The sequence below is a fragment of the Bradyrhizobium sp. ma5 genome, from assembly GCF_042258955.1.
GTDB lineage: Bacteria > Pseudomonadota > Alphaproteobacteria > Rhizobiales > Xanthobacteraceae > Bradyrhizobium.
The window spans coordinates 2956831-2973710 of the sequence record NZ_CP170156.1 but is presented as its reverse complement, the minus strand read 5'-3'; the positions used below and the strand labels follow the sequence as shown (position 1 = coordinate 2973710).

The window sequence follows — 16880 nt, the reverse complement described above, 5'->3', positions numbered from 1 at the left end:
TCAACGGCCTCTCGGTGCCAGTAGCCTAAGCAGATCGATCTCGGTCTCCGACGCCCGCCGCCCGATCATCGCGCGCTCCATCGAATGATCGGGGCCCAGGCGGAAGCGCTGCATCATGCCGCAGCACATCACGCCCCAGCGCAGCGTCCCCATCACTTCCCAGAACATCACGCGATCGGGGTCGACCTTGCGGCCGGCCTCCGCGTAGCCGGCGAACAGGTCCTCGCGGGAGCCGAAGCCGCCGACCGGCTTGTCGATCTCGCCGAAGCGCCACGAATTGACGCAGATCCAGCCGAGATCCTCCATGGGATCGCCGGTATGCGCGAGCTCCCAGTCGAGCACCGCGCGCACCCCGTCGGGGCCGATGATCAGATTGCCGTGACGAAAATCGCCATGCACCAGCGTCACCTCGGACGACGGACCGGGATCGTGATCGCGCAGCCAACGCAGCGCCAGCTCGAACACCGGCCGCGGCCAGTCGAAGCTGTGATACTCGCGGGCAAGGTCCTCGATCTCCTTGGTTGCCGTCAGGCTGCGCAGCTGCGGCAGCTTTGCCTGCGGCAAGCCATGGATCCCGGCGATGACACGGCCGAGCTGGCGCGCCAGCATCGGCCGCGCCTTGGCAAATTCCTCGTCGCGCAAAATTTTGCGCGCGATGGTCTCGCCTTCGACCCGCGCCATGATGAAGCCACGGCCAAGGCCGTCCTCCGGCGTCAAGACATGCATCACCTTCGGCGACGGCAGGCCCGCGTCATGCGCGAGCTGCATCAGCGTCGCCTCGGCCTCGAGACCGGCGGCGCGGCCGGGCGCGGCACCGTAACCCGGCGGTGCGCGGCGCAGGATCGCGCCGACATTGCCGTTCGGGTGCACGATGTCGAACGTCCAGGTCTCCTGGCTGGCGCCGCCGGAGAGTTTTGCCGCGTCGGTGACGCCGGTCGCGCCAGGATGAAACGAGGCGACGCAGCGGGTGAGTTCGGTCTCGATCATTTGCCCGTGAACTTCGCCGGCCGCTTCTCGAGGAACGCGGTGACGCCTTCCTTGAAATCCTCGGCGCGGCCCGCGATCCGCTGCGACTCGAATTCCAGATTGAGCTGATCCTCGAGCGTGTTTTCCGGGCTGTCCCAATAGAGTTTTCGGATCAGCGACAGTGCAACCGTCGGGCCGTTGGCCAGATCGTGCGCAAGCTTCATGGTCTCTTCCATCAGCGCGGCATCGTCATAGACACGGTTGACGAGGCCCCATTCCAGCGCCTTCTCGGCCGGCAGCCGCTCGCCGAGCAGCGACAGCTCGACCGAACGCGCCTTGCCGATCAGCCGCGGCAGCAGCCAGGTCGAGCCGCAATCCGGCACCAGGCCGATGCGGCGGAACGCCTGCAGGAAGTAGGACGAGCGCGCGCACAGGATGAGGTCGCCCATCAGTGCGAAGCTCATGCCGGCGCCGGCGGCCGGACCGTTCACCGCCGTCACGATCGGACAGTGCAGCTTACGCAATCGGCGCAGGAACGGATGGAACGCGGTCTCCAGCGCCGCGCCGGCGTTGCTCTTGCCGGGCTTCTGCTGCTGGTTGCGGCCCTGCAGATTGGCGCCGGTGCAGAAGGCGCGGCCGGCGCCCGTGATCACCAGGCAGCGCACCTCGTCGCGCTTGTCGTCGATCGCATCGAGCGCCTCGGCAAGGCCGCCCAGCATGTCGATCGAGACCGCGTTCATGACTTCCTGATGGTCGAGCTTGAGGATCGCGACCGATCCGTCGAAGTCGAGCGTGACGTGCTTGAACTGCATGGTTTCCTCTTTACGTTGCTTCGGCGGTGGGTACCGCGGTAGGTCGATGCTTCGACCCATATTTGATTTTTGTGCCGGGCTTGTCCATGGTCGGCGGCAAGCCCATCCGTGAACGCGTGATTAGCGCGCACCAAACCAAATGGAAACCCCAATGAGTGGCATCTTCGATCTCACCGGCCGCGTTGCTGTCATCACCGGCGGCAACGGCGGCATCGGCCTCGGCATCGCGCAGGCGTTGAACGCAGCCGGCTGCAACGTCGCGATCTGGGGCCGCAACGCGGAAAAAAACGCTAACGCCGCGGCCTCGATGAAGGCTGGGCCCGGCAAGGTCGCGACGCAATTCTGCGACGTCACCGATCCCGGCTCGGTCAAGACCGCGATGAAGGCGACGCTCGACACCTTCGGCCGCGTCGACGGCTGCTTCGCCAATGCCGGCATCGGCGGCGGCGGACGCCGCTCCTTCATCGACCGCACCGAGGAGGAATGGCGCAAGATGTTCGCGACCAATCTCGACGGCGTGTTTCACGTATTCCAGGCTGCGGCACGTCACATGACCGAGCGCGCCGAGGCCGGCGACAAGTTCGGCCGACTGGTCGCGACCTCGAGCCTCGCCTCGCTGTTCGGCACCGCACGCAACGAGCACTATGCCGGCACCAAGGCCGCGCTGAACGCGCTGTGCCGCGCGCTCGGCGTCGAGCTCGCCCGCCACGGCGTCACCGCGAATGCGATCCTGCCCGGCTGGATCAAGAGCGACATGACCGCCGGCATCATGGCCAACGACAAGTTCGTCGCCAATGTGATGCCGCGCATCCCGGTGCGCCGCTTCGGCGAGCCGAGCGATTTCGGCGGCATCGCCGTCTACCTCATGAGCAAGGCGTCGTCCTATCATACGGCGGACTGCTTTGTGATCGATGGCGGGTACACGGCGTTCTGAGGGTACCGGGACCGCCACGTCCACAACTGTCGTCCTGGCGAAAGCCAGGACCCATAGCCACCGAATTTGCTTATGAACGGGATCGTGGCTCCAGCGTCGCGCAACAATTGAGATTTGGGGTAATGGGTCCTGGCTTTCGCCAGGACGACACTGAGTGTGTTGCACGTTCTGTGGATCATACATCCGCATCCTCGCGGCGCTGCTGCGTCCGAGTCTTGCGTTTACTTGTCCCTCTCCCGCTGTCGGGCAGCTCAGTGATCAGGGTATCTCCCCCTCGTCATTCCGGGGCGCGCCTTTTTGGCGCGAGCCCGGAATCCATTCATCCACCGACGCCGCGGCTTGATGGATTCCGGGCTCTCGCTTCGCTCGCCCCGGAATGACGAGATCGGTCCGCTTCAGAACCGCACGCGACGCGGCGTCGCTTCCGTCGCGGCGAAACTGCTGCTAAGCGTTCGAGCGGCAGGCACGCGACAAAGCGGCTTTCGTCGACAACAGGGAGGATATTTCAGATGTTTTCACACGTGATGGTTGGCACCAACGATCTGGACAAGGCCAAGGCGTTTTATGATGCGCTGCTCGGCACGCTCGATGTCCGGCCGGCCCGGGTCGACGGTCACCGCATCATGTACCTCACCAAGGCCGGCATTTTCATGGTTTCCAAGCCGATCAACGGCGAGCCGGCCACGCACGCCAATGGCGGCACGATCGGCTTTGCCTGCTCTTCGCCGGAACAGGTCCATGCCTGGCACGCGGCCGGCGTCGCCAATGGCGGCAAGCCCTGCGAAGACCCGCCGGGCGTGCGCGAGGGAGGCGGCATCAAGCTCTACCTCGCCTATCTGCGTGACCTCGACGGCAACAAGATCTGCGCGATGCATCGGATGACCTAACCGGCGTCCGCCGGATTTTTCACGCTGTCGGCGACGGCGTTCAAACAACGTTTGAAACGCCGTCGCGAAATTCCGCGATGCGGTAGAGACATCAGGAAAATCGGTGCTCGCGCTTCGCGCCGCACACGTTTATTGTCCGCCGCGAACGCGCCTTCGCGACGGGAGAAACGATAATGAAGCATGCCTATGTGCCGCGCACCACGAACTACACGCTCAATCCGGGCGACGAGCTCAACGACCTCCGTATGTCGGACAAGGTCCGCCCGCTCTACGACCATGTGAAGCAGTTCATCCGCGACACCGTCGACCCGATGTCGGTCGAGTTCTATCGCGCCGGCGAGAAGAAGACCGACCGCTGGAGCTTCACGGACCAACAGCTCGCGATCCTGCAGAAGGCCAAGGACAAGGCCAAGGAGGTCGGTCTCTGGAACTTCTTCCTGCCCGACGCCGAAACCGGCGATGGCCTCAACAACCTCGACTACGCCTATATCGCCGCCGAGCTCGGCAAGAGCCCGCTCGCCTCCGAGACGATGAACTGCTCGGCACCGGACACCGGCAACATGGAAGTGCTGGAGCGCGTCGGCACCAAGGCGCAGAAGGAGAAGTGGTTGAAGCCGCTGCTCAACGGCGAGATCCGCTCGGCCTATGCGATGACCGAGCCGAACGTCGCCTCCTCCGACGCCAAGAACATCTCGACGTCCGCAAAGCTTGTCGGCGACGAGTGGGTGATCAACGGCGAGAAGTATTACATCTCCGGCGCCGGCGATCCGCGCTGCAAGATCATGATCGTGATGGTGAAGACCAATCCCGATGCGGCGCCGAGCAAGCAGCAGTCGCAGATCCTGGTGCCGATCGACACCCCCGGCGTCGAGATCCTGGGCCCGATGCACGTGTTCGGCCATGACCATGCGCCGCGCGGCCACATGCATCTGCGCTTCAACAATGTGAAGGTGCCGAAGGACAACATGCTGCTCGGCGAAGGCCGCGGCTTCGAGATCTCGCAGGTCCGCCTTGGCCCCGGCCGCATCCATCACTGCATGCGCACCATCGGCAAGGCCGAGAAGGCGCTCGACATGATGGTGCAGCGCGGCCTGACCCGCGAAGCGTTCGGCAAGAAGATCGCCCATCTCGGCGGCAACCTGCAGATCATCGCCCAGGCCCGCTGCGAGATCGAAGCGATGCGGCTGATGGTGTTGAAGGCCGCCAAGGCGATGGACGTGCTCGGCAACAAGGAAGCCCGCGTCTGGGTCTCGATGGTCAAGGCCATGGTTCCCGAGCGCGCCTGCAAGGTGATCGACCAGGCGATCCAGATGCACGGCGCCACCGGAATCTCGCAGTGGTCCCCGCTCGGCGAAATGTACCAGGACGTCCGCCATCTGCGCTTCGCCGACGGTCCGGACGAGGTGCACTGGATGGTGGTCGGCCGCCACGAACTGAGCATGACGTAGTCGATGCGCCCCCCACTCCCCGCTCTTCGCGGGGCGTGGTGAGGAAGCAAGTCTGCAAGGCGGGTTCGCGCAAGCGTAACCCGCCTTTTGCTTTCCGAACGGCCGGCGGCGGGTTACGCTTTCGCTAACCCGCCCTACGTTTTCGGACATCCCATGGAATATTCCCCGAGCGACCTAAGTCAGCGCGAACGCTACAAGGTGCTGACCTCCTTCGTGCTGCCGCGGCCGATCGCCTGGGTGACGAGCCAGAGCGCCGACGGCGTGGTCAACGCGGCGCCGTTCTCGTTCTTCAACGTGTTCTGCGAGGATCCGCCGCTCTGCATGTTCGCGGTCAACCGCAGGCCCGACGGCCGCGAGAAGGACACCCTGGTCAATATCCAACGCCTGGGCGAGTTCGTGGTCAACCTCACCGACGAGCCCTTGGCGCGAGCGATGCACGAGACCTCGGGCGATTTTCCGCCCGAGATCGGCGAGCCGGATTATCTCGGCCTCAAGCTCGCGCCCTCCAGCAAGATCGCGGTGCCCCGGCTTGCCGACGCGCCGTTCGCGATGGAGTGCAAGACCTGGAAGCTGATCGACGTCAACGGCGACCGCCAGCTGATCATGGGCGAAGGCATCCACTTCCACATCCGCGACGAATTGTGGGATCGTGATGCGATGCGCGTCCACATGGAGCGTTACCACCCGATCGGCCGCATGTTCGCCGACCGCTACTGCCGCACCGACGACCGCGTGGTGTTTCCCGCGGCCGAGGGCGCAAAGAAGAAATAGGACAAGACGATGAGCGAAGCATTCCGCGAAAACGAGGCCCAGAGCCGGTTCGAACTTGACGTCGATGGCGCAACCGCCTTCGTGGTCTACCGCAAGACGCCGGGTACGATCACGCTTGTGCACACCGAGGTGCCGGCGGAGCTCGGCGGCCGCGGCATCGGCTCAAAACTCGCCCGCGCGACGCTCGATGCGGTACGCGCGCAGAAGATCAAGCTCGTTGTGAAATGCGAGTTCATCCAGGGCTTCATGAAGAAGCATCCGGAGTATGACGATCTGCTGGGGTGATGCGTCGATTGTAGGGCGGGTTAGCCGAAGGCGTAACCCGCCAATTTGTCCGCACACGACGGCGGATTACGCTTCGCTAATCCACCCTACGCAGCTATTGCGCAATCAAGACGCCGCCGGCTCGCCGATCTTGTCCTGCGTCCTGGTCTCGAAATCGCCGGCGTCATGCCGCTCGTGGAGCTGGCTCGACGGCTCGCCCCAGGTTCGGTTGACCATGCGGCCACGCTTCACCGCGGGCCGTGCTGCGATCGCATCGGTCCAGCGCTGCACGTTCTTGAAATCCTGCACCGAGAGGAATTCGCCGCCGCCATAGAGCAGGCCCTTGGCCAGACCGCCATACCACGGCCACACCGCCATGTCGGCGATGGTGTAGACATCGCCCGCGAGATATTCGTTGTCGGCGAGCCTGCGGTCGAGCACGTCGAGCTGGCGCTTCACCTCCATCGCAAAGCGGTCGATGGCGTATTCGATCTTGGTCGGCGCATAGGCATAGAAATGCCCGAAGCCACCGCCGAGATACGGCGCCGAGCCCATCTGCCAGAACAGCCAGGAGAAGGTTTCGGCGCGGGTCTTCACATCAGTGGGCAGGAACGCGCCGAATTTTTCCGCGAGATAGACAAGGATCGAACCCGACTCGAACACCCGGATCGGCTCCGGTCCGCTGCGGTCCATCAGTGCCGGAATCTTCGAGTTCGGATTGACCGCAACAAAACCGCTGCCGAACTGGTTGCCGTCGATCTTGATCAGCCAGGCGTCGTATTCCGCGCCCTTGTGGCCCGCCGCCAGCAGTTCTTCCAGCATCACGGTGACCTTGACGCCGTTCGGCGTCGCCAGCGAATAGAGCTGCAGCGGATGACCGCCGACCGGCAATTCCTTGTCATGGGTCGGGCCCGCGATCGGCCGGTTGATGCTGGCGAAGCGCCCGCCGCTCTCCTTGTTCCAGGTCCAGACTTTCGGCGGCTCGTAGGCAGAGGTGTCAGTCACGTCGTTGGCTCCCGGTTTATGTTTTTCCAAAGGTTGGGCCGGCGACCGTCGTGCCCATCCGTATGCTCGCACTAGATGGTGGGTGTGCTCGGCTTTGCCCAGCCCGTGCTCTCGCATTTTCTACCTTGCGGAATGCGTCGCGAGGGATGCAGCCAGAGCAGCGCCTCCGCGCAAGATCGCCGTAGTGGAAACCGGCTTGGCTTGACCATCCATGATGCGCTAGCGTCGCGGAAGCCTGATGCCAACAAGCACAAAAAACGGCTGCCGGGAGAAAACCAGTCCATGAAATCACCGATCTGCGACATGCTGGGAATCGAATTCCCCCTGCTCGCTTTCAGCCATTGCCGCGACGTTGTGGCGGCGGTCAGCCGCGCCGGCGGCTTCGGCGTATTCGGCGCGACCCGGTATCTGCCGGAGACGCTGGAGCAGGAATTGAAATGGATCGACGATCACGTCGACGGCAAGCCCTACGGCATCGACGTGCTGATCCCCGAAAATATCTCGACCGCGGGTGAGAAGAACGTCACCTGGAAGAGCCTCGAGAAACGCGTTTCGCAGGAGCATCGCGATTTCACCCGCAATCTCCTCAAGAAATACAACATCGAGCTCACGGCGCAGAGTGTCGCCGACAACCAGCCGCAGCCGTTCGACGCCGAGACCGCGCTGCAATTGCTCGAGGTCTCGTTCCGCCATCCGATCCGGCTGATCGCCAACGCACTCGGTGTGCCGCCGAGAGCGATGATCGAGATGGGCCGCAAGCACGGTGTGCCGGTGGCGGCGCTGGTCGGCTCCAAGGAACATGCGCTGCGTCAAGTCACAGCCGGCGTCGACATCCTCGTCGCGCAGGGCACTGAGGCCGGCGGTCATTGCGGCGAAGTCTCGACCATGGTGCTGGTCCCCGAGGTGATCAAGGCGGTCAGGAAGATCCGCGACGTGCCGGTGCTCGCCGCCGGCGGCATCATGACCGGCAGCCAGATGGCGGCCTGCATGGCGATGGGCGCTGCCGGCGCCTGGACCGGCTCGGTGTGGCTTGCCACCGTGGAGTCGGAGACCTCGGAGATATTCCGCGAGAAGATGATCGCGGCGTCCTCGCGCGATGCGATCCGCTCGAAGGGCCGCACCGGCAAGCCGGCGCGGCAGCTCCGCTCGGTGTGGACCGACGCCTGGGACCGCTCACCGGATAGCCCCGGCGCGCTGCCGATGCCGCTGCAAAGCATCATCAGCCGCGACGCCTTCAACGCCATCGACCGCGCCGCTGCGGCCGGCAACGAGAAGGCGCGCGATCTCGTCAGCTACTTCGTCGGCCAGGGCGTCGGCCTGGTCGACAGCGTGAAGTCGGCGGGCGCCGTGGTGCAGGAGTTCAAGGAAGAATTCGTCGAGGCTGTCGAGCACATGAACGCGCTGGTGGCGGAGTGACACGGCCACCGCCGTCATTGCGAGCGAAGCGAAGCAATCGATCTCGCCCCGGGTGGAGAATGGATTGCTTCGTCGCCTCGCTCCTCGCAATGACGACCAATTAGCCACCGAATCAATATCCCAGAGTGAAGCAACAAGAATGTCGAACAGCATCCCCGAAGACCGCATTCCCGTCATCGTCGGCGTTGGCGAGGTTGTCGATCGTCCCAAGGACATCGCCGCCGGCCTCGAGCCGCTCACTCTGCTGGAAGAGGCGCTGAAGCGCGCCGAGGCCGACAGCGGCGCAAAACTGCTCTCCGACGTGCAGTCGCTCGATGTCGTCAACTTCCTGAGCTGGCGCTATCGCGATCCCGAAAAGCAGCTGGCGCAGCGGCTCGGCATAGCGCCCGCGCATCTCTATTACGGCCCGGTCGGCGGCGAGAGCCCGATCCGCTACCTGCACGAGGCGGCGCAACGCATCGCGCGTGGCGAATGCAGCGTTGCCGCGGTCTGCGGTGCGGAGGCGCAGTCGACCGCGACCAAGGCGCAGCGCGCCGGCGTCGAACTGCCGTGGACGCCGTTCGCGCATGACGTGGAGGAGCCGAAGCGCGGCGCCGCGTTCCAGAAGCCGCTGGCCGTTGCGCTCGGCGTGTTCCGGCCGATCACGGTCTATCCGCTCTATGAGTCCGCAACCTCGGCGCATTGGGGCCAGACGCCGCGCGAGGCGCTGAAGGAGTCCGGCGATCTGTGGTCGACCTACGCGCGAGTTGCGGCCGACAATCCGAACTCGTGGCTGAAGAAGCGCTTCACCGGCGACGAGATCACGACCGCGACGCCGGACAACCGGATGATCGCCTGGCCCTACACCAAGCTGATGGTGGCGAACCCGACGGTGAACATGGGTGGCGCGCTGATCCTGACCAGCCTTGCGAAAGCGCGCGCCGCCGGCGTGCCCGAGGACAAACTGATCTATCCGCTCGGCGGCGCCTCGGCGGAAGAGCCGCGCGACTATCTGATCCGCGACCAGTTCGTCGAGAGCCACGCGCAGAATGCGGTGCTGAAGGCGGTGATGGACCTCGTCGGCGGCGACGGCAGGAAGTTCGACGCGATCGAACTCTATAGCTGCTTCCCCTGCGTGCCGAAGATGGCGCGCCGGACGCTCGGCCTCGGCGCCGACGTGCAGCCGACCGTGACCGGTGGTCTGACGTTCTTCGGCGCGCCGCTCAACACCTACATGACGCATTCGGCCTGCGCGATGGTGCGCAAGCTGCGCAACGGCGGCACGCTCGGCTTGCTCTACGGCCAAGGCGGCTTCGTCACCAAGCATCATGGCCTCGTGCTGTCGCGCGCGGCGCCGACGGCGGCACTCAAGCAGGAGACCAGCGTGCAGGCGGAGGCGGACCGCCACCGCCGCAACGTGCCCGATTTCACCGCCGAGGCCGCGGGAAAAGGCAACGTCGAAGCCTTCACCGTGATCTATCGCGCCAATGGCGAGGTCGAGCACGGCGTCACAATGCTGCGCACCGAAGACGGCCGCCGCACCCTCGGCCGCATTCCGGCGAGCGACACGGCAACGCTGACCTATCTGCGGGACCTCGACCGCACGCCGGTCGGCAGCACGGGCGACATCGTCACGGCGAGCGATGGTGTGCGGGAATGGCGGGTGGGATAAGGCTTTTTCCGCATGTCATGGCCGGGCTCGTCCCGGCCATCCGCGTCTTTGCCTAGCCAAGAAAAGGAAAACGTGGATGCCCGGGACAAGCCCGGGCCTGACGAAGGGGAAGCTACCCCTTCACATCCTGCTTTTCCGATGCCGTCGTCGGCTTGCCCTTGGCGCCGGCGCCGGTGACGCGGACATGATCGCCGTCGGCGAGTCCATCAGGCGGGGCGGTGATGATGCGGTCGTCAGGCGCGAGGCCCGAGGCGATCTCGATCTCCTTGCCGAGGTCGCGGCCGATCTTCACGGTCTTGAACAGCACCTTGTCATCGGGGCTGACAGTCGCGACCCGCAGGCCGCTGCTGTTGAAGATCAGCGCGCTGGCGGGAATGCTGAGCGGCGCGGCCTCGCGCTGCAAATTGAGCTTCACGCTGGCATAGCTGCCCGGCATCAGTTCGCCGGAGGAATTGTCGAGCCCGAGCTGCATCCGCGTGGTGCCGGAGGCGACATCGACCGCCTGCGAGGAGGCTTCCACCGTCGCCTGGAAGGTGCGGTTCGGGTAATCCGGCAATACCAAGAAGGCCTTGGCGCCGATCTTGATCGCCGGGACGTAGTTCTGCGGCACGTTGACGTAGACGCGCAGCTTGGTGATGTCCGAGATCGTGAACATTGCAGGACCCGAGTTACCGCCGGCATTGATCAGCGCGCCGACGTCGGTGTCGCGCGAGGTGACCACGCCATCGAACGGCGCCGTGATCTTCTTGTAACCGGCGAGCGCTTCCAGCCGCTCGACATTGGCCTGGCCGGACCTGACCGCACCGTTCTTGTTGGAGAGGTCGGCGGTGCGCTCGTCGATCTCCTGGGCGGAGACGAAGTTCGAGGCGACCAGCGTCTTGCGCCGGGTCAGCGTGGCCTCTGAAAGCTTGGCCGAGGCCTGGGCGCTGGCGAGATCGGCGCGCGCCTGCAGCAATTGCTGGTCGAGGTCGGGTGCCTCGATCTCGGCGATCACCTGGCCGGCCTTGACCCGGGCCCCGATGTCGGCGTCCCAGTTTTTCAAATAGCCGGACACCCGGGCGAAGATCGGTGCGCGGGAATAGGCCTCGAGCCGGCCCGGCAGGTCGATCGTGGGGCTGAGCGCCTTGGCGTTGGGTAGCGCCACCGCGACGGTCGGAACGGCCTGGTCATCGGTCCATTGCTTCAGCCTGGTGTCCTGCTCCTCGCGAGCGCGGATCCCGGTGCCGACGATCAGCCCTGCGCCGACCAATGCAACCACGCCGAATATGCCCAATCTCCGGCGGGACACCGGTGGGCGCTGTTCAGTGGGCTGCATGCGGAATCTCCGGTGAGGCGGCGGCTTTGGCGCCCTGCTTCTTGTGTACCATACTGAATACCACGGGAACAAACATCAGCGTCGCGAAGGTGGCGAAGATCAGGCCGCCGATCACGGCGCGGCCCAGAGGGGCGTTCTGCTCGCCGCCCTCGCCGAGCCCCAGCGCCATCGGCGCCATGCCGATGATCATGGCGAGCGCGGTCATCAGCACCGGGCGGAACCGGACGAAACCTGCCTCCAGCGCCGCCGCGACGGGATCGCCGAGTTCCTCATAGCGCTCGCGGGCGAAGCTGATCACGAGCACGCTGTTGGCGGTCGCGACGCCCATGCACATGATGGCGCCGGTAAGCGCCGGAACCGACAGCGTGGTCTGGGTCGTGAACAGCATCCAGACGATGCCGGCAAGTGCTGCCGGCAGCGCCGTGATGATCACGAACGGATCCGACCAGGACTGGAAGTTCACCACGATCAGGAAGTAGATCAAGACGACCGCGCCGAGCAGGCCGAACAAGAGGCCAGTGAAGGCCGAGTTCATGGTCTGCACCTGACCGAGCAGCACCACCGAGGAGCCCTTCGGCACCTCCTTGGCGGTGTCGGCGATCAGCTTGCGCACGTCGGTCGCGACGCCGCCGAGATCGCGGCCCTGCGTCGTGGCGTAGATCTGCACCAGGGACTGGATGTCGTATTGCGACACCACCGCGCTCGAGGTCGCGCGCTTGATGTCGGCGATGCCGCCGAGGATCGGCGCCTGGGTGTTGCCGGTCGCGGTGATCGGCAGCGTCTGCAGCGCACTCAGCGAGTCGATCTGGTATTGCGGCGTCTGCATCACGATCGAATAGGACACGCCGTTATCGGGATTGAGATAGTAGGTCGGCGCGACCTGCGAGGAGCCGGCGAGGTTGACGACCAGCGAGTTGGTGACGTCGCGCTCGGTCAGGCCGACATATTGCGCGCGGGTGCGGTCGACATCGATGTTGAAGGTCGGATTGTTCGGCGACTGCTGGATCCGCGCGTCGGCAATGCCGGGAATGCGCTTGATCTTCGCCAGCAGCTTGTTGGCGTAGGCAAAGTTGGCGTCGAGATTGGCGCCGCGGATCTGCAGGTCGATCGGCGCCGGCGCACCGAAGTTCAGGATCTGGCTGACGATGTCGGCCGGCAGGAACGCGAAGCTGGTGCCCGGAAACAGCCGCGGCAATTGCTCACGCAGCGTGCGGACATGCTGCTCGGTCGGCTTGTGGCCTTCCTTCAAGCGGATCTGGATGTCGCCGTCCTGCGGACCGATCACGCCGGTGTTGTTGTAGGTCATGTTGATACCGGAGATCGGCATGCCGATGTTGTCGGTCATGGTCTCGATCTCGCCGGGGACCAGCTTGCGGATCGCCTTCTGGATGTCGGCGAGCTGGTTGGCGGTCTCCTCGACGCGGGTGCCGACCTGGGTGCGGACATGCATCAGGATGTTGCCGGCATCGACCGACGGGAAGAAGTTGCGTCCCAGGAACGGTACCAGCAGGAACGAGACGGCGACCACCGCGAGGAAGCCGCCAACGAACACCTTGCGGTGGCCGAGCGCCATCGCGAGCAAACCGTGATAGCCGCCGCGGATGCGCTCGAACCGCGCCTCGAAGCCGCGCTGGAACCACACCAGGGGATTGCGCGACTTCGGCGGCGCGCCCTCGTGATGGACGTGCGCCTGCAGCAGATAGCTCGCCATGGTAGGCACCAGGGTGCGCGACAGGATGAACGACCAGATCATCGCGAACATGACAGCTTCGGCCATCGGCACGAACAGGAAGCGCGCGACGCCGGTCAGGAAGAACATCGGCACGAACACGATGCAGATACAGAGCAGCGAGACGAAGGCCGGCGTCACGATCTGGTTGGCGCCGTCGAGGATCGATTGCTCGACCGGCTTGCCCTGCTCCAGGTGGTAGTTGATGTTCTCGATCGTCACCGTGGCGTCGTCGACCAGGATGCCGACCGCGAGCGCAAGGCCGCCGAGCGTCATGATGTTCAGCGTCTCGCCGATCAGGGACAGCATGATGATGGCGCCGAGCACCGACAGCGGGATCGACACCGCGATGATGACGGTCGAGCGCCAGCTGCCGAGGAACAACAGGATCATCACGCTGGTCAGCAGCGCCGCGATCACGCCTTCGAAGGCGACGCCGGTGATCGCGCCGCGGACGAACACCGACTGGTCGCCGATGAAGCCGATCTTCAGCGCGTCCGGCAGCTGGTCCTTGACGTCGATCACCTTCTGCTTGATGCCGGAGATGATATCGAGCGTCGAGGTGGCGCCGGCCTTCAGCACCATCATCAACACCGAGCGGTTGCCGTCGACATGGACGATGTTGGTCTGCGGCGGGTTGCCGTCGCGGACGGTAGCGACATCGCGCACATAGACCATCGCGCCGTTGACCTGCTTGATCGGCAGGTCGCCGAGTTCCTCCATCCGGAGCGGCGAGTTGTTCAGGTTTACGGTGTATTCGAAGTTGCCGATCTTCTGCGTGCCGACCGGCGTGATCAGGTTCTGCGCGGCGAGCGTGTTAGCGACGTCCTGGCCGGACAGGCCGCGTGCCTGCAGCGCAGTCGAATTGAGATCGATCTGGACCTGGCGCTGCTTGCCGCCGAACGGATACGGGATCGCGGCGCCGGGCACCGTGACCAGCGGCGTGCGCAGCTGGTTGATGCCGATGTCGGCGAGGTTCTGCTCGGTCAGGCCTTCGCCCGACAATGCGACCTGGATGATCGGAACCGTCGAGGCGCTGTAGTTCAGGATCAGCGGCGGCGTCGCGCCCGGTGGCATCTGCTTGAGCAGCGTCTGCGAAATCGCGGTGACCTGCGCGTTGGCGGTGCGGATGTCGACATTGGGCTGAAAGAAGATCTTGATGATGCCGAACCCGTTATACGAGTTGGCGGTGATGTGCTCGATGTCGTTGACCGTCGTGGTCAGCGCGCGCTGGAACGGCGAAGTAATGCGGCCGGCCATCTGGTCGGGCGGCAGACCGGTGTACTGCCAGACCACACCAATCACCGGGATGCGGATGTCGGGAAAGATGTCGGTCGGCGTGCGCATCGCCGCCAACGGTCCGATAATCAACAGCAGGATCGCGAGCACGACGAAAGTATATGGCCGGCTCAGCGCGATACGAACCAGTGCGATCATAAAAGCAGCATTCCCGAAATGAAGCCCGCCCCGGGCAGAGGAATCGACATTGCAAAAGCCGTTCCGCAGCGGCCGATTTACCCGACGACGGGCAAAACGCCAACCTGCGGAGCCGCGGCGGCCTTCACTTCCTTGGCATAGTAGGTGAAGCCGTGCGCTCCGATCGGGTACGCCGGGCACAGTGCCGCCGATCGCGCTCGGATCATCGTCAAAAAAGAGACGGCTCTGCTGCGAATACGCGCCGGCCGAGCACGCCGTTTCGGCCGTCAGGAGGCTAACGCATCGCTGCTCTGCGAAAATGTAGAGCGTGGTGAGCCGGCCGGCTCACCACACCGGGATCGGTTGCCCTGACAACGATGTCTGTTTGGTCGAACCGGCAGCGGATCAGGCGGCGCGGACGGCGTTGAGGAACTTGCCGACTTCGAGCTTGAGGCGGCTGCTGTCACCCGAGAGCGACTGTGCCGCCGACAGCACCTGGGTCGACGCCGAGCCGGTCTCATTGGCGCCGTGCTGCACGTCGGTAATGTTGGCCGAGACCTGCTGGGTGCCCTGTGCCGCCTGCTGCACGTTTCGGGATATTTCCTGGGTCGCCGCGCCCTGCTCCTCGATCGCGGCGGCAATGGCGGACGAGATCTCCGACAGCCGCTCGATGGTCGAACCGATGGCGCGGATCGCGGCCACGGAATCCTCGGTCGCAGCCTGGATGCCGGAAACCTGCTGGCCGATCTCCCCGGTCGCCTTCGCGGTCTGCTCCGCGAGTGCCTTCACCTCCGATGCCACGACCGCGAAGCCACGTCCGGCCTCGCCGGCGCGCGCCGCCTCGATGGTGGCATTCAGCGCCAGCAGATTGGTCTGGCCGGCAATGGTGTTGATCAGCTCGACCACGTCACCGATCCGGGCGGCAGCCTTCGACAGCTCCCCGACCCGGTCATTGGTCGCACGGGCCTGGTTGACGGCATCGCCCGCCATCCGTGCCGATTCCTGCACCTGCCGGCTGATCTCGTTGACGGAGGATGACAGTTCCTCCGTAGCGGACGCCACTGACTGGACGTTGGTGGTGGCTTCCTCCGACGCAGCGGCAACGGTGGTCGCGAGGTTTTGCGAACGCTCGGCGGTCGAGGTCAGCGTGGTCGCCGACGCTTCGAGCTCGGTCGAGGCGGATGCGACGGTCTCGACGATCTCACCGACCGCGCGCTCAAAGCCATCGGCCAGTTGGAGCATGTCGGTGCGGCGCTGTGCGGCGGCGCGCACCTCGATTTCCTTCTGCTCGCGCTCCATCCGGACCTTGGCAAGGCCATTGTCCTTGAACACAAGCGCGGTCTTGGCGACGTCGCCGACCTCATCGCGGCGATCGGTGCCGTGCACCGGGATGTCATAGCGGCCATCGGCAAGCTGCTGCAGCATCGCGACAACGGCACGGATCGGCTTCGCGACACCGTACTGTCCGACGACAAAGCCGAACAGCAACCCGAGCAGGACCCCCGAAGCAGCAAGCAGGATCAACAACTCCGAGGTCGATACGTATTCCTGCTCACTGGCCTTGACGTTGTCCCTGACCCGCTCGTCCTGGCGGTCAGCGACGGCCCGAACCCTGGCCTGAAGCTCTTCCGCGGCCGTGCGGCTCTTCATCGCGACATCGCGCAGTTTCTCGGCAGACTGGGTCAGGTCCACCGCCTTCGCGCTCTCGACCGCGTCAAGCGTCTGCTTCAGCTGAGCCCGATAGGCCGACAGCGCCGTTCGCACGCCGGGCAGCAGCGCGATGGTTTGCGGGTCCTGTGTCTTGCTGATCGTGGCGATGCGCTCCTCGAGCGACTTGAACTGCTCGTCGATCAGCGATCGCGCCGCAAGCCGGTTCTCGTCGCGCGGATCGAGCGCGCTGCGGAATTCGGCGCGGTTGATCGCGAGCACGTTCTGGTTGGCCTGCGCCGACAGCAACGCGCGTTCCGCCGCGCGCGCCGTGACGACGCCGCGCTCGCTGAGCGATTTCAACGAGGAGATCCCGAGATAGGCGAGCATCCCGGCGATGATCGAGAGACCGCCCACAATCGCCAGTATCTTCGTGAGAATGCGGAATCTCGCCAGGAACATCATCCGGTGCCTTGTTTGGAATGGATTTCGCGATTCTTGCGGGTGGTCGCGTCGCGCTGTGACAGGTTACCGCGCGTGGACCTACGGTTCGTTAATCATGTCTTCCGTTGAATTACTGAGCGTGAAAGCGGCATCCACGCAAAGAAAAATGCCCGGC

13 protein-coding genes are annotated in these 16880 nt (G+C 64.8%); 7 read left to right on the top strand and 6 right to left on the bottom strand.

The window, feature by feature from the left end:
* Window positions 1–987, bottom strand: coding sequence for a phosphotransferase family protein (locus tag ACE103_RS13660; protein WP_375779847.1), 987 nt, complete (start codon window positions 985–987; stop codon window positions 1–3).
* Window positions 984–1778, bottom strand: coding sequence for an enoyl-CoA hydratase/isomerase (locus tag ACE103_RS13655; RefSeq protein ID WP_375779846.1), 795 nt, complete (start codon window positions 1776–1778; stop codon window positions 984–986). The genes ACE103_RS13660 and ACE103_RS13655 overlap by 4 nt, the downstream gene beginning before the upstream one ends.
* 151 nt (window positions 1779–1929) lie before the next feature.
* On the opposite strand from ACE103_RS13655, the gene ACE103_RS13650 reads away from it, so the two are divergent.
* From ACE103_RS13650 to ACE103_RS13630, 5 genes are all read left to right on the top strand, one after another.
* Complete coding sequence (locus ACE103_RS13650; RefSeq protein ID WP_212311162.1) at window positions 1930–2712, top strand: SDR family NAD(P)-dependent oxidoreductase; 783 nt, start codon at window positions 1930–1932, stop codon at window positions 2710–2712.
* Between the two features lie 509 nt (window positions 2713–3221).
* On the top strand, window positions 3222–3599 hold the full coding sequence (locus ACE103_RS13645) for a VOC family protein (protein ID WP_163153214.1): 378 nt from the start codon (window positions 3222–3224) through the stop codon (window positions 3597–3599).
* A gap of 170 nt (window positions 3600–3769) precedes the next feature.
* Entirely contained in the window at window positions 3770–5047 is a 1278-nt protein-coding gene (locus ACE103_RS13640; protein WP_223970781.1) for an acyl-CoA dehydrogenase family protein, read from the top strand.
* Window positions 5048–5200: 153 nt separating this feature from the next.
* Window positions 5201–5818, top strand: a complete 618-nt coding sequence (locus tag ACE103_RS13635; protein ID WP_375779845.1) for a flavin reductase family protein — start codon at window positions 5201–5203, stop codon at window positions 5816–5818.
* Between the two features lie 9 nt (window positions 5819–5827).
* Entirely contained in the window at window positions 5828–6103 is a 276-nt protein-coding gene (locus ACE103_RS13630) for a GNAT family N-acetyltransferase (protein WP_375779844.1), read from the top strand.
* A gap of 105 nt (window positions 6104–6208) precedes the next feature.
* Here the strand turns inward: ACE103_RS13630 and yghU are convergent, their stop codons facing one another.
* Window positions 6209–7087, bottom strand: a complete 879-nt coding sequence (gene yghU, locus ACE103_RS13625; RefSeq protein ID WP_375779843.1) for a glutathione-dependent disulfide-bond oxidoreductase — start codon at window positions 7085–7087, stop codon at window positions 6209–6211.
* Between the two features lie 282 nt (window positions 7088–7369).
* On the opposite strand from yghU, the gene ACE103_RS13620 reads away from it, so the two are divergent.
* Together ACE103_RS13620 and ACE103_RS13615 are read left to right on the top strand one after the other, a co-directional pair.
* Complete coding sequence (locus tag ACE103_RS13620; protein WP_375779842.1) at window positions 7370–8503, top strand: nitronate monooxygenase; 1134 nt, start codon at window positions 7370–7372, stop codon at window positions 8501–8503.
* Window positions 8504–8642: 139 nt separating this feature from the next.
* Entirely contained in the window at window positions 8643–10154 is a 1512-nt protein-coding gene (locus ACE103_RS13615) for an acetyl-CoA acetyltransferase (RefSeq protein ID WP_375779841.1), read from the top strand.
* A gap of 112 nt (window positions 10155–10266) precedes the next feature.
* Here the strand turns inward: ACE103_RS13615 and ACE103_RS13610 are convergent, their stop codons facing one another.
* From ACE103_RS13610 to ACE103_RS13600, 3 genes are all read right to left on the bottom strand, one after another.
* A complete protein-coding gene (locus ACE103_RS13610; RefSeq protein ID WP_375779840.1) occupies window positions 10267–11469 on the bottom strand; it encodes an efflux RND transporter periplasmic adaptor subunit in 1203 nt (400 codons plus the stop codon).
* Complete coding sequence (locus ACE103_RS13605; RefSeq protein WP_375779839.1) at window positions 11456–14635, bottom strand: efflux RND transporter permease subunit; 3180 nt, start codon at window positions 14633–14635, stop codon at window positions 11456–11458. Before ACE103_RS13605 ends, ACE103_RS13610 begins: the two co-directional genes overlap by 14 nt.
* A 384-nt stretch (window positions 14636–15019) precedes the next feature.
* The gene (locus tag ACE103_RS13600; protein WP_375779838.1) at window positions 15020–16726 is read right to left on the bottom strand and encodes a methyl-accepting chemotaxis protein; all 1707 of its coding nucleotides are present in this window, start codon (window positions 16724–16726) and stop codon (window positions 15020–15022) included.
* Window positions 16727–16880 lie beyond the last annotated feature (154 nt).